Annotated in this window: 13 protein-coding genes and 1 pseudogene; 8 read left to right on the top strand and 6 right to left on the bottom strand. The window is 60.6% G+C overall.

From position 1 onward, the window contains the following. Nucleotides 1–17: 17 nt before the first annotated feature. Together KI237_RS05810 and purT are read left to right on the top strand one after the other, a co-directional pair. Nucleotides 18–485 carry a preQ0 transporter gene (locus tag KI237_RS05810; protein WP_212799164.1) on the top strand — a complete coding sequence of 156 codons (468 nt, stop codon included), beginning with the start codon at nucleotides 18–20 and terminating at the stop codon, nucleotides 483–485. A 91-nt stretch (nucleotides 486–576) separates the two neighbouring features. Further along, nucleotides 577–1,758 (top strand): formate-dependent phosphoribosylglycinamide formyltransferase, encoded by a 1,182-nt coding sequence (purT, locus tag KI237_RS05805; protein WP_212799163.1) that lies wholly within the window; start codon nucleotides 577–579, stop codon nucleotides 1,756–1,758. 193 nt (nucleotides 1,759–1,951) lie between these two features. Here the strand turns inward: purT and KI237_RS05800 are convergent, their stop codons facing one another. Then, nucleotides 1,952–4,366: a glucose/quinate/shikimate family membrane-bound PQQ-dependent dehydrogenase gene (locus KI237_RS05800; protein WP_212799162.1), complete on the bottom strand. Its 2,415-nt coding sequence runs from the start codon at nucleotides 4,364–4,366 to the stop codon at nucleotides 1,952–1,954. 488 nt (nucleotides 4,367–4,854) lie between these two features. On the opposite strand from KI237_RS05800, the gene KI237_RS05795 reads away from it, so the two are divergent. Beyond that, nucleotides 4,855–5,085, top strand: coding sequence for a VF530 family protein (locus KI237_RS05795; RefSeq protein WP_212799161.1), 231 nt, complete (start codon nucleotides 4,855–4,857; stop codon nucleotides 5,083–5,085). Nucleotides 5,086–5,088: 3 nt separating this feature from the next. Further along, nucleotides 5,089–5,745, top strand: coding sequence for a Pr6Pr family membrane protein (locus KI237_RS05790; RefSeq protein WP_212799160.1), 657 nt, complete (start codon nucleotides 5,089–5,091; stop codon nucleotides 5,743–5,745). A gap of 142 nt (nucleotides 5,746–5,887) precedes the next feature. Here the strand turns inward: KI237_RS05790 and KI237_RS05785 are convergent, their stop codons facing one another. Genes KI237_RS05785 through KI237_RS05775 form a run of 3 tightly spaced genes read right to left on the bottom strand, consistent with a single transcriptional unit; the run spans nucleotide 5,888 to nucleotide 7,234 of the window. Continuing rightward, entirely contained in the window at nucleotides 5,888–6,097 is a 210-nt protein-coding gene (locus tag KI237_RS05785) for a DUF1289 domain-containing protein (protein WP_212799159.1), read from the bottom strand. Beyond that, nucleotides 6,094–6,618, bottom strand: a complete 525-nt coding sequence (locus KI237_RS05780; RefSeq protein ID WP_212799158.1) for a gamma carbonic anhydrase family protein — start codon at nucleotides 6,616–6,618, stop codon at nucleotides 6,094–6,096. Before KI237_RS05780 ends, KI237_RS05785 begins: the two co-directional genes overlap by 4 nt. Before the next feature lie 16 nt (nucleotides 6,619–6,634). Next, nucleotides 6,635–7,234 carry a CoA pyrophosphatase gene (locus tag KI237_RS05775; protein WP_046064854.1) on the bottom strand — a complete coding sequence of 200 codons (600 nt, stop codon included), beginning with the start codon at nucleotides 7,232–7,234 and terminating at the stop codon, nucleotides 6,635–6,637. Between the two features lie 145 nt (nucleotides 7,235–7,379). Here KI237_RS05775 and KI237_RS05770 point away from each other — a divergent pair, with 145 nt between their 5' ends. The 3 genes from KI237_RS05770 to KI237_RS05760 all read left to right on the top strand — a co-directional run bounded on the left by KI237_RS05770 (nucleotide 7,380) and on the right by KI237_RS05760 (nucleotide 9,897). Further along, nucleotides 7,380–7,931, top strand: a complete 552-nt coding sequence (locus tag KI237_RS05770; protein ID WP_212799157.1) for an NUDIX hydrolase — start codon at nucleotides 7,380–7,382, stop codon at nucleotides 7,929–7,931. A gap of 46 nt (nucleotides 7,932–7,977) precedes the next feature. Further along, nucleotides 7,978–8,484, top strand: a complete 507-nt coding sequence (locus KI237_RS05765; protein WP_212799156.1) for a L,D-transpeptidase family protein — start codon at nucleotides 7,978–7,980, stop codon at nucleotides 8,482–8,484. A 489-nt stretch (nucleotides 8,485–8,973) separates the two neighbouring features. Further along, entirely contained in the window at nucleotides 8,974–9,897 is a 924-nt protein-coding gene (locus tag KI237_RS05760; protein WP_212799155.1) for a scabin-related ADP-ribosyltransferase, read from the top strand. Between the two features lie 1,173 nt (nucleotides 9,898–11,070). Here the strand turns inward: KI237_RS05760 and KI237_RS30905 are convergent. Beyond that, nucleotides 11,071–11,202 (bottom strand): annotated as a pseudogene (locus KI237_RS30905) (DUF6124 family protein); the annotation flags it as partial. Between the two features lie 336 nt (nucleotides 11,203–11,538). Continuing rightward, entirely contained in the window at nucleotides 11,539–11,898 is a 360-nt protein-coding gene (locus KI237_RS05755) for a DUF6124 family protein (RefSeq protein WP_212799154.1), read from the bottom strand. 761 nt (nucleotides 11,899–12,659) lie between these two features. Between KI237_RS05755 and KI237_RS05750 the strand changes: the two genes are divergently transcribed. Beyond that, entirely contained in the window at nucleotides 12,660–13,391 is a 732-nt protein-coding gene (locus KI237_RS05750; RefSeq protein WP_212799153.1) for a GntR family transcriptional regulator, read from the top strand. The last annotated feature ends 14 nt before the right edge of the window (nucleotides 13,392–13,405 follow it).

Raw genomic sequence — 13,405 nt, 5'->3', positions numbered from 1 at the left:
ATCAGGTACCCCACCCCATGCTTTTCCTGCTCGCTTACATCGCCAGCGTCGTGCTGATCAACTTCGCGTTTTCTGCCGCACCACACCTGGACATCATCTGGTCGGCCTGGGGCGGGTTGGTGTTCGTCCTGCGGGACATGGTGCAGACCCGCTTCGGCCATGGCGCCATCGTGGCGATGCTGGTAGCGCTGGTGTTGTCCTATGTCACCTCCGACCCGACGATCGCCCTGGCCAGCGCCACGGCGTTTGCGGTGTCCGAATGCATTGACTGGCTGGTGTTCACGATCACCAAGCGCCCGCTCCATGACCGGTTGTGGATCAGTTCGGCCCTGAGCATTCCCTTGGACACCTTCATCTTTTTCAGCCTGATCGACGCGCTGACGCCTGCCGTGGTGATCACCGCCCTGCTCTCGAAATTCGCCGGGGTGACGGCCGTCTGGCTGATCATGGCCTGGCGTGTGCGCAAACAGGCCGTCGCTGGCTGACGCGGTTCATGTAAAATGCCGCGCTTTCTCCCATGGGAAGCTCGCCCGGCGCGTGTGCCCCGATGATCCGCTCCTGTTTGAGGACCTTCAGATGACCCGTATCGGAACCCCATTGTCGCCCACCGCGACCCGCGTTTTGTTGTGTGGCAGCGGCGAGCTGGGCAAGGAAGTGGTAATCGAACTGCAGCGCCTGGGCGTCGAGGTGATTGCCGTGGATCGCTACGCCAACGCACCCGCCATGCAAGTGGCCCATCGCAGCCACGTGATCAACATGCTCGACGGTGCCGCGCTGCGTGCGGTGATCGAGGCCGAGAAGCCGCATTTCATCGTGCCGGAAATCGAGGCCATCGCCACCGCCACCCTGGTGGAACTGGAAGCCGAAGGTTTCACCGTGATCCCTACGGCTCGCGCCGCGCAGTTGACCATGAACCGCGAAGGCATCCGTCGCCTGGCCGCCGAAGAACTGGGCCTGCCGACCTCGCCGTATTTCTTCGCCGACACCGTCGAAGACTACCGCAAGGCCGTCGAGACCCTGGGCTTCCCCTGCGTGGTCAAACCGGTGATGAGTTCCTCGGGCAAGGGCCAGAGTCTGTTGCGCAGCGTCGATGATGTGCAGAAGGCCTGGGATTACGCCCAGGAAGGCGGCCGAGCCGGCAAGGGCCGGGTGATCATCGAAGGTTTCATCGACTTCGACTACGAAATCACCCTGCTCACCGTACGCCATGCCGGCGGCACCACCTTCTGTGCACCGGTCGGTCACCGCCAGGAGAAAGGCGACTATCAGGAATCCTGGCAGCCGCAAGCCATGAGCCCGGCGGCGCTGGCCGAATCCGAGCGCGTCGCCAAAGCGGTGACCGAGGCCCTGGGTGGCCGTGGGATGTTCGGCGTCGAACTGTTCATCAAGGGCGACCAGGTGTGGTTCAGCGAAGTCTCGCCGCGCCCGCACGACACTGGCCTGGTGACGTTGATTTCCCAGGACCTGTCGCAATTCGCCCTGCATGCCCGGGCCATTCTAGGCCTGCCGATTCCGCTGATCCGCCAGTTCGGCCCGTCGGCGTCGGCGGTGATCCTGGTGGAAGGCCAATCGACCCAGACCGCTTTCGCCAACCTGGGCGCCGCCCTGAGCGAACCGGACACCGCCCTGCGCCTGTTCGGCAAGCCGGAAGTCAACGGCCAACGCCGCCTGGGCGTGGCCCTGGCCCGCGACGAATCCGTCGAAGCCGCCCGCGCCAAGGCGACCCGCGCTTCGCAGGCGGTGAAGATCGAGTTGTAAACAGGATCGCTTGTCCAGGGTGACCTGTGGGAGCAAGGCTTGCCCGCGATGAACGATAACGCGGTCCACCTGAAGACCTAGGCGCCAGCATCGCGAGCAAGCTTTGCTCCCACGGTTAACTAGGGTGACATTCGGGTATTAAAAAAGGCGACACCCGCAAGGGTGTCGCCTTTTTCATGAGCGCCGGTTGGGCTTAATCCGGCAGTTTGTAGGCAATCACATAGTCACCCTGCTTGGTGCCCAGGGAACCGTGGCCGCCGGCAACGACCAGCACGTATTGCTTGCCGTCCTTGCCGGTGTAGGTCATCGGCGTGGTCTGGGCGCCCGCGGGCAGGCGGCCTTCCCACAGTTGCTTGCCGTTCTTCACGTCGTAGGCACGCAGGTACTGGTCGAGGGTGCCGCTCAGGAACGCCAGGCCGCTGCCGGTAGTGAACGTGCCACCCAGGCTCGGAACACCCATGCTCAGCGGGATAGGTACTGGCGAGCTGTCACGCACGGTGCCGTTCTTGTGTTTCCACAGGGTCTTGTTGTTGGTCAGGTCGACGGCCGCGACATAACCCCACGCAGGTGCCTGGCAAGGCAGGCCCATGGGCGAGAGCAGCGCTTCGAGGATCACGCCATACGGCGCGCCTTTGTTCGGCTGCACGCCTTCGGTTTCGCTCTTGCGACCCGGACCGCCAGCCACTTCCGTCGCCGGCACCAACTTGGACTTGAACGCCATGTAGCTCGGGTTGACGAAGGCGATCTGCCGCACCGGATCCACCGAAATACCGCCCCAGTCGAACACGCCGAAGTTACCCGGGTAGACGATCGAGCCTTGCAGCGACGGCGGGGTGAACATGCCGTCATAACGCAGCGACTTGAAGTCGATACGGCACAACATCTGGTCGAATGGGGTCACGCCCCACATGTCCTTTTCCTTGAGCACCGGCGGCACGAAGTTCAGGTCGGACATCGGCTGGGTCGGTGAGGTGTGGTCGCCCTCCACTGCGCCTTGCGGCACCGGGATCTCCTTGATCGGGATGATCGGCTGACCGTTGCTGCGGTCCAGCACGTAGATGCTGCCCTGCTTGGTCGAAGCCAGCACGGCCGGCTTCACCCCGTCGGCGGTCTTCATGTCCATCAGGGTCGGTTGTCCGCCAACGTCCATGTCCCACAGGTCGTGGTGGGTGAACTGGAAGTACCAGCGCACCTTGCCGGTGGCGATGTCCAGCGCCGTCAGGCCGGCGGAGTATTTTTCCGACTCAGGGGTGCGCAGGCCACCGAACTGGTCGGGGGTCTGGTTGCCCATCGGCAGGTAGAGCATGCCGAGTTTTTCATCGACGCTGAACATGGACCACATGTTCGGCGAGTTGCGGGTGTAGGTCTGGCCTTCGGCAATCGGCGTGGTGTCGTCGGGGTTGCCGCTGTCCCAGTTCCACACCAGCTTGCCGGTGTGTACGTCGTAGGCGCGGATCACACCGCTTGGCTCGTCGGTGGAAACGTTATCGGTGACGTGGCCGCCGATCACCACCAGGTTCTGGGTGACCGCCGGTGGCGAGGTGGAGTAGTAGCCGCCCGCCGTGAAGCCGCCGATGTTGGCGCTCAGGTCGACCTGGCCCTTGTCGCCGAAGTCTTCGCACATCTTGCCGGTGTCGGCGTTGAGAGCGATCAGGCGGGTGTCGGCGGTCGGCAGGAAGATCCGGCGCGGGCACACGGCGCTGGCCGGCGTGGTGCTGGCAGTACCGGTGGGGCTCTGCTCGGCCGAGGCGTACGCGGCGTCATCGTGATAGCTCACGCCACGGCAGGTCATGTGGGCCCAGCCCTTGAAGTTCTCGGCTTTTTGCGTGGAAAGCTTCGGATCGAAACGCCAGATTTCCTTGCCGGTTTCCGGCTCCAGGGCGATTACCTGGCTGTGGGGCGTGCACACGTAGAGCATGCCGTTGACTTTCAGCGGGGTGTTTTCGGCGGTGGTCTCACCTGGGTCGTTCGGCCCAGGCAGGTCGCCGGTGCGATAGGTCCAGGCTTGCTTCAGCTTGCCGACGTTCTCGGGCGTAATCTGCGCCAGCGGCGAATGGCGGTCGCCATGGGCGCTGCGCCCGTAGGAGTTCCAGTCGCCGTCCGGCATGGTCGGTGCGGTGTTGGTCATGCCTGGCACAGCGTCACGGTCCAGTTGGCCCTTGATTTCACCGGGGCTGGTGAACTGGCTGGCGATGGCCGCGACACCGGCGATGACCACGGCGGCGCCCAACGCGCGGGTGCCCGTGGCCGAGGCATCGGCGGTCAACAACGGACGGCGGAACCACGGCAGCAACATGACGATGCCCAGGGCAAACAGCATGGCCAGGCGCGGCACCAGTTGCCACCAATCCAGGCCCACTTCCCACAGCGCCCACACGGTGCTGGCGAACAGCACCAGTGCGTACAGGCCCAGGGCCGCACGACGGGCCATGATCAGCAGCACGCCGGTCAGCGCCAGACCGATACCGGCCAGCAGGTAATACCACGAGCCGCCAAGCGTGCTCAGCTTGACTCCACCGGCCAGCAGGGCCAGGCCCATCAATAGAAGCAGAATGCCGAGCAAGCTCGGTAGCAAACGGCTTCGACTCAAAGCACCCTCAGTGCTCATAGTGTGATTCTCCGTGACGTTTTAAGGAGTCCCGCGCAAGTAGTCACTGTAGATGACGATCTTGAGGGGGCTTGGTTCAGTTGAAAAAAGCAATTTGGCGGCCGCGATCCCCTGTGGGAGCGAGCTTGCTCGCGATGGCGGCGTGTCAGTCGGCTTCAAATGTTGAATGTGTATGGCTATCGCGAGCGAGCTCGCTCCCACAGGAGGCCAGCGAGACAGCGCTGTCTTTTCAGATTCAGGACATTAAGCATTTTTTGATCTTTAAGTAGGGATGCAGAAACTTCGCCACAACAGAAGAAGCGTTTCAGCAGGCGGCGCAAGGATAATGTCCTGTTCTCAATAGAGAAAGGGCTTTTGTTGACATGGATCATCTCGGATTCGGTAACAGTGCGCGGGGCCCTGGCGATCATGATGAAGGCTATGCTTCCACCACGAGGGCACCTCGGCTAAGGTGCGCGGCTTTACATCTTTTCGTGCGAAGGCCTCCCATGACCGAACCCAATAACAACCCGCTGCACGGTGTGACGCTGGAGCAGATCCTCAACGCCCTCGTGCAGCATTACGAATGGTCGGGCCTGGCCGAACGCATCGACATCCGCTGCTTCAAGAGCGACCCGAGCATCAAGTCGAGCCTGACTTTCCTGCGCAAGACGCCCTGGGCGCGGGAGAAGGTCGAGCGCCTGTACATCAAGTTGATGCGCACTAAACGGCCGATCTGAGCCGTGGGAAGTGTTCAGGGTCGTCACCTCACGCTGCGACAGCGTTTTGTTTCGGTGACGGCACTGCTGGGCTGGGTGGGATTGAGCATCCAACTGTATCTGATCCTGCTGGGTCGCTGGAAACTGGACGCGAGCCTGCTGGGCGGGCTGGTGAGTTTCTTCAGTTTCTTCACGGTCCTGACCAATACCCTGGTGGCCGTGGTGCTGACCTGGGAACTGACCGCTCGCGAGTCGGCGGCCCGGCGCTGGTTCCTGCTACCCAGTGTAGGCAGCGGCGTCGCTGCGAGCATCGCCCTGGTCGGACTGGCCTACAACCTGCTGCTGCGCCACCTCTGGCAGCCCGAAGGTTGGCAGTTCGTGGCCGACGAGTTACTGCACGACGTGGTGCCCTTGCTGTACATCGCCTATTGGTGGCTGTGGGTGCCCAAAGGCTCCTTGCGCCTGCGCCACATCGGGCTGTGGACGCTCTACCCCCTGGTTTATTTCGCCTATGTGTTATTCCGGGGCAACGTATTGGCGGCCTATCCCTACCCTTTCATCGACGTGATGAACCTGGGTTATCCACAGGTGTTCATCAATGCCGGGGGGATATTGGCGGGGTTTGTCGCAATTGCGTTGGCGATGGTGGGGATGGATCGGTGGTTGGGGCCGAAGAAATAGAAGCCTGTGGGAGCAAAGCTTGCTCGCGATGCAGGCACCCTGGTCTTTCAGAAGGACCGCGTTATCGTTCATCGCGGGCAAGCCTTGCTCCCACAGGGCTTGCTCCCACAGGTTTGGTTCCCACAGGGATCCGTATCCACAGTCAGCGCCTGGCCGGCAACATCCACACCAGCCCGCTGGCCTTGGCCCGTTCATGACACAACGCCAGGACCTCGCGTCGCTCAGCGTTGTCCATCCGGCTCCACCGGGTGATTTCCGCCACGCTGCGCTGGCAACCGGTGCAGATGTCGTCATCGTCCAGCGCACAAATGCTCACGCAGGGCGAAGGGACCGGGCGTTCCGGGGCGCTCATAGTTCCTGCTCGGCCAGGTCGCGGGCATAACGCTGCGAATTGTGCACATAGTGCGCGGCGCTGGCTTCGAGCATTTTTTTCTGGGCTTCGGTCAATTCCCGCACGACCTTGCCGGGCGAACCCATCACCAGGGAGCCGTCGGGGATCTCCTTGCCTTCGCCGATCAGCGAATTGGCGCCGATGATGCAGTTCTTGCCGATCTTCGCCCCGTTGAGAATCACCGCGTTGATGCCGATGAGGCTGTAGTCGCCCACCGTGCAGCCGTGGAGCATGGCGTTGTGGCCGATGGTCACGCCGGTGCCGATGGTCAGCGGATACCCCATGTCGGTGTGCATCACCGTGCCGTCCTGCACATTGCTGTCCTTGCCGATCAGGATCAGCTCGTTGTCGCCGCGCAGCACAGCGTTGAACCAGACATTGGCACCCTCTTCCAGGCGGACCTTGCCCACCAGCGTTGCGTTGGGCGCGACCCAGCTCTGTGGGTGGGTTTCGACACGGGCATCGCCCAAGCGGTATTTCATGAGGTTCCTCGGGTCATCAGGTATTGATGTAGCTTTTGGGCGGTGTGTGCAGGTCGATATCGGCGTCGTACAGCAGGTTGACCAACTCGACGATCATGATCGCCGTCAGCCCCCAGATCTTGTACTCGCCAAACCGATAGCTGGGCACGTACCAACTGCGGCCCTGGTAATCGATCCGGTGCGTGTGTTCGCGCGGATCCTTGCGGAAAAACTCCAGCGGCACGCTGAACACCGCCGCGATCTCGGCATCGTTGGCCAGGTATTCGACGTAGTCCGGAATCACTCCGACATAAGGCGTGACCTTGATGCCGTGCAGCGAGATCAGCGGGCTGAGGGGGCCGATCACTTCCACCAGGCCGGGAGGCAGGCCGATTTCTTCCTCGGCCTCGCGCAGGGCGGTGAAGATCAGGTCGGGGTCTTCCGGGTCACGGCGCCCGCCAGGGAACGCCACCTCGCCACCATGGGTCGAGAGCCCGCTGGCGCGCAGGGTCAGGACCAACTCCGGTTCATCACTGCGGGTGATCGGCACCAGCACCGCAGCTTCAGGGAAACGTCGGTCGGCCTGCAGGTCGTGCGGGGTATGGTTGCTTACTCGATGCAGTAGCTCGTCCAGCATGAGACTTCTCGATTTATTCGCTACCTTGCATCATGCACCAATCATTCAAGCCGCCCAAGCCCCGCACCGCGTCGTGTCGCGAAACGACAACTTGCCGCACCGGCCTACGCACGCCAAGATAGGCGCAGCATTCAGGAACCCAAGCATGAAATTCTGCAGCCAGTGCGGTAACCCGGTGACCCAGCGCATACCCGAAGGCGACTCACGCCTGCGTTTCGTTTGCGACACCTGCCACACCATCCATTACCAGAACCCCAACATCGTCGCCGGTTGCGTGCCGACCTGGGGCAGCAAAGTGTTGTTGTGCCGACGCGCCATCGAACCGCGGCGCGGGTATTGGACGCTGCCGGCGGGCTTCATGGAAAATGGCGAAACCGTGGAACAGGCCGCCGAACGCGAAACCGCCGAGGAAGCTTGCGCCCGGGTCCGGAATCTACGCATCTATACGCTGATCGATGTACCGCACATCAGCCAGGTGCATGTATTCTTCCGCGCCGAGTTGGTGGATGAAGATTTTGCCGCAGGGACAGAAAGCCTTGAGGTGAGACTGTTCGAAGAAGCAGACATACCCTGGGACGAGCTGGCTTTCCGCACGGTGGGCCGCACCCTGGAATATTTCTACGCCGACCGACGAGCCGAGGCTTACCCGGTGCGATCCGAATCGATCCCACCGCTGGCCCAGCCTGCCAACACCTGAAAAAACCAATCAATATAGCCGCGACACCTCTAGGGATATCGTTTCAATGCGCTGGTTGCTTGTCCTGTTCTGCTTGTCGTTCACTGCTGTGTCCCAGGCCTCTGCGGTGGGAACCTACAACGGCAAGGTCATCGAAAAAGTACTGGTGCTCAAGTCTGCCCATCAATTGCAATTGATCAACGACAACAAGCCACTCAAGACCTATCGCATCTCCCTGGGCAAGGGTGCCAAGAAAGGCCCCAAGCTGATCGAAGGCGACAAGCGCACCCCCGAAGGTTTCTACTGGATCGACTGGCGCAAGACCAGCGCGAACTACTACCTGTCGATGCACATCTCCTACCCCAACATCAGCGACGCCGCCCGCGCCCGGCGCGAGGGCGTGGAGCCCGGCGGCATGATCATGATCCATGGCACGCCGGACAGCGAAGAAAACCCGGAACAGCTGTTCCATACCCTGGACTGGACCGACGGCTGCATCGCCATGCGCAATGTGGACATGCGCGAAATCTGGAACCTGGTGCCAGATGGCACCATGATCGAGATCCGCCCGTAAGTCCACGTCCCTTACTGCAAGGAGCCTTTGTGGCGAGGGAGCTTATTCCCGCAGAGCTGCGCAGCAGCCTCAAAGCAGTCTGCCTGACACACTAAGTGTGTCAGGTCTTGGGACTGGGCCCCTCCCACTTCTTGTTACAAGTCCCGGAAGCGGAACCCAACCGCCTCACCGACCTTGATCTACCCTCATAACTGATGCGGTGGGTCGAGGCTCTGCCCAGCAGGTCGCCCCCGCAGAATTCATAGTGAGACGTGTCACGTCGAAGCATAGGCAGTCATGACGTATGTGATTCGACAGGGCTTCACCGTTCCAGATGAGACATCCAATCATGACAACTCATAACAGTTTTATACGGACCAGCGCGGTTGCGGTGGTGGCGTTGGCGGGTGTGTGGCAGTCGGGTACCGACGCGTGGGGGCCGGAGCCCCTGCGGATGGAAAAGATGAACCTTGGTATCAAGCCTGGCTTCAGGTCACGGCGGATTCGAGCGTGGATATCCACCAAACCACGCCCATGCTGCGCTGGCGTACCGACATGGACACGCTCTACCGAGGGGATACGACAGGTCAGGGCCTCGGTGCTTTCGAGAAGGGGCTGTTGCCAAAAGCCGTGGGCGTCCCTGAGAACGAATGGATATACGACTGGATCACCCATGCAAGCGGCAGCGCCGGGACGGTGTTCAGCAGCACAACGCGCAGCCTGATCTGGGCCCAACACTACGCCATTGAGTGGATGTACGAGTTCACGGCTCCCCACGGAATCGATCAGGTTCAATCAGGAGGGCCCTTTCCAAAAGAGCAGGAAATCAGCTTCCCGGGTGGGGTCAAGGCGCATTTCATCAAGCAGGCCTGCCACAAAGACGATCTTGCCAAATGCAGGCCGAACCCAAACTACCGAGCACCCACCGGCCGCGAGTCAATGCAGGACGTCGCCGCGATTTCCATCAACTGGAACCGGCTGACGCCTCCAGTGGGGCTGGCATGGGTAACGACCAAGCAATCCCTTTGGGCCGTCGGTTCTACGACAATCAACCCCGTGCAGGGAGCAGATGCGCTTGCCAACGGTCTACGGGCCTGGAACTCCTCGCCACCCAGTTTGAGATCGGTGCGCAGGCCGGAGTCTCCCCTGGCCGGATCGATCATTGTAGCCTTTCGCGATTATAGCGAAGCCAAGCTCTGGGCAACCCAGGAAGCAGCAAACGGCGGCTGGGTATATGAAGTCAGGCCCAGCAGCGTGGCGGTAGATTTATCGGTACCTAACGCTGGCTCGCGTGAAGGTGCCTACGCGTTCATCGGCGGTATCAAAGGCGGCCTATTGATGAATGCCCGTCGTTTCGAGAAAGGCGTGAGTCAACCGGTCGAGTGCATCGGCATTGAGAGAGAAGCGTGCCGGCTCGAGAACCTCCACCAGTAGTTTTCAAACCCATGCCAGTTGCCCGGCAGGGTGGCTGATGCTGTCACTTGAGGCTCCCTCGCCACAGGTTCAGTGCTCTGCCGGAATGTTTGTATTCGGCTTTCGATCTATCGCGAGCAAGCTCGCTCCCACAGTGGATTTGTGGTGTTCACAGAGCGTGTGATCAACACCGGCCTCTGTGGGAGCAAAGCTTGCTCGCGATGCGGCCGGCACTTATTGCATCAGGTCCGCAGTTCAACCCGGTCCAAAGCCTTGTTCGCCAAGTGCTCTGCCGGAATGTTTGTATTCGGCTTTCGATCTATCGCGAGCAAGCTCGCTCCCACAGTGGATTTGTGGTGTTCACAGAGCGTGTGATCGACACCGGCTTCTGTGGGAGCAAAGCTTGCTCGCGATGAGGCCAGCACTTATTGCATCAGGTCTACAGCTCAACCCGGTCCAAAGCCTTGCTCGCCAAGTGCTCTGCCCGAATGTCTGTATTCGTCTTTCGATCTATCGCGAGCAGGCTCGCTCCCACAGTGGATTTGTGGTGCTCACAGAGTGTGTGATCGACACCGGCTGTGGGAGCAAAGCTTGCTCGCGATGAGGCCGGCACTTATTGCATCAGGTCCGCAGCTCAGCCCGATCCAAAGCCTTGCTCGCCAAGTGCTCTGCCGGAATGTTTGTATTCGTCTTTCGATCTATCGCGAGCAAGCTCGCTCCCACAGTGGATTTGTGGTGTTCACAGAGCGTGTGATCGACACCGGCTTCTGTGGGAGCAAAGCTTGCTCGCGATGAGGCTGGCACTTTTTGCATCAGGTCTACAGCTCAACCCGGTCCAAAGCCTTGCTCGCCAAGTGCTCTGCCCGAATGTCTATATTCGCCTTTCGATCTATCGCGAGCAGGCTCGCTCCCACAGTGGATTTGTGGTGTTCACAGAGCGTGTGATCGATACCGGCTTCTGTGGGAGCAAAGCTTGCTCGCGATGAGGCCGGCACTTATTGCATCAGGTCCGCAGCTCAGCCCGATCCAAAGCCTTGCTCGTCAAGTGCTCTGCCGGAATGTTTGTATTCGTCTTTCGATCTATCGCGAGCAAGCTCGCTCCCACAGTGGATTTGTGGTGTTCACAGAGCGTGTGATCAACACCGGCCTCTGTGGGAGCAAAGCTTGCTCGCGATGCGGCCGGCACTTATTGCATCAGGTCCGCAGCTCAGCCCGATCCAAAGCCTTGCTAGCCAACAACACTCCCAACTCAATTATCTGTGCCACTCCCAACAAAACGTGACGCCGCGAGCCTTCCAGATAGAAAGCAAGGTCGCTGAGCATCGCGAAAATCTGAAAACTGCCACATCGACAGCAGTATCCAAAGGCTGAAGCCCCCGCTTCCGAAGGACAACCTTAAAAACTTGTCGGAAACTTCGGTGCGTCTGACAGACCGAGTTCCCCGTGGCGAGGGAGCTTGCTCCCGCTGGGCTGCGCAGCAGCCCCAAAGCAGTCAACTCATTTTGCCTGGCACACCGCGTTGTCGGGTTTTAGGGCCGCTTCGCGTCCCAGCGGGAGCAAGCTCCCTCGCCACAGAGGTTTGGTGTCGATCGCCCTAGGCGTGAACCACACAAAACCACTGTGGGAGCGAGCTTGCTCGCGATGAGGCCCAAACGCATTGCATCAAGCTTGCAGCTCAACCCGATCCAATACCTTGTTCGCCAACAACGCCGCCAACTCAATCATCTGCGCAACGCCCAACGCCACATGTCGCCGCGAGCCTTCCAGGTCAAAGGCTAGATCGCTGAGCATCGCATTGGCCGAGGCCAGGTTTTCGCTGAGGTTGGCTAACAGGCTTTCGGTGTCGACACTGTCCACCACAATGAACAACTGCACCGAGGGTTTGGCTTCTGATGCACTGTCGTCAGGCTTGAGGTAATGGTCCAGCGCACGGTCAGCGGCCTGCTGGAGTTTTTCGGGGGCGTAGTCGCCGTAGGGGTAAGTGGAGGCGGGTTTTGGAGGGTTGGGGGTTTCTTTGATCATGTGCAGCTCCTGATTCAATGGAGCCACCACCCTTCTGCGGTCAAACAAAAAAGGGGCAGCTGTACGCGGGTTGACCGACCGGGAATCAAGAGAACCGGCACGTCCGAAGACGTCCCACGCACAGCCGCCGCAACACGATACCTCAGACGAAAGAAAAACGCCTGAACTAGGTCTTGGAACGCTGGCGCGTCTAGATTCTCGGACGGTCAAATCCGGTCGCTGAATTGGCAGCGACACCCAAAGACTAGAGCCCACGCTTCCGAGGGACAACCTTAAAAACTTGTCGGAAACTTCCGTGCGTCTGACAGACCGAGTTCCCCCGTGGCGAGGGAGCTTGCTCCCGCGGGGCTGCGCAGCAGACCCAAAGCAGTCAACTCAATCTGTCTGGCACACCGGGTTGTCGGGTTTCAGGGCTGCTTCGCGCCCCAGCGGGAGCAAGCTCTGGCCGCAACAGCGCTCTGCCCTTGAGCTTGAGCCAGTTTCGGGTGACCGCCCGTCGGCATCGAAAAATAAAATCAAAAGATCGCGGATTCGGAAATTACCTACAGGCGAATACCAGTTCACCCAACCGGCGTTGTCGCAGGCTGCGATCTTTGCTTTCGAATTCCCACTCTCTAATACCACTTCAATCCCACCCCACCAAAACCCGACAAATACACCTCTAAACCTGGGGAAAGTGGCGTTGACATGGTATTCAAGTGGTATTAGCTTCAGCCGGAACTCACCGGGCGACAATTCCTATAACCGCATCGGACACTCACATGAACGACATCTTGGCCCTGCGCCCCGACGACACCCAACCCACGCCGCTGTACCTGCAACTGGCGCGTAACCTGGAGACGGCGATTCATGCCGGCCAGTGGAAAGCCGAGCAAGCGATGCCGTCCGAGCGCAGCTTGAGCGAGCAACTGGGCATTTCCCGGGTCACTGCGCGCAAGGCGCTGGAAGTACTGTTCGAACAAGGGTTGATCCGCCGCAACCAAGGCTCCGGCACCTTTATCACCCCGCGCCTGGAACAACCGCTATCGCGCCTGAGCGGCTTCAGCGAGATGCTTCGGCTCAAGGGTTTCGTGCCCGGTTCACAATGGCTGGAACGGGACATCACCCCGCCCACCCACGAAGAACTGATCCGCCTGGGTCTGTCGCCCACCGACAAGGTCGCGCGGCTCAAGCGCCTGCGCAAGGCCGACGACACGGTCATGGCCATCGAGATGAGCACTCTGCCGGCCAGCATCATCCCCAAGCCACAAGCGGTGGGTGATTCGCTCTACGCGTTTCTCGACGGCATCGGCAAGCCGGTGGTGCGCGCCCTGCAACACATCCAGGCCATCAATGCCTCGGACGAGTTCGCCGCCCTGGTGGGCATCGCCCCTGGCACCGCGATGCTGCTGATGACCCGGGTCGGCTACCTGGAAGACAACACCCCCATCGAAGTCACCGACACCTATTGCCGCAACGACTACTACGACTTTGTCGCAGAGCTGCGGCGCTAGACGACTAGAGAATC

This window comes from Pseudomonas sp. St316 (genome assembly GCF_018325905.1).
Taxonomy (GTDB): domain Bacteria; phylum Pseudomonadota; class Gammaproteobacteria; order Pseudomonadales; family Pseudomonadaceae; genus Aquipseudomonas.
This window is presented reverse-complemented; position numbering and strand designations above follow the sequence as displayed.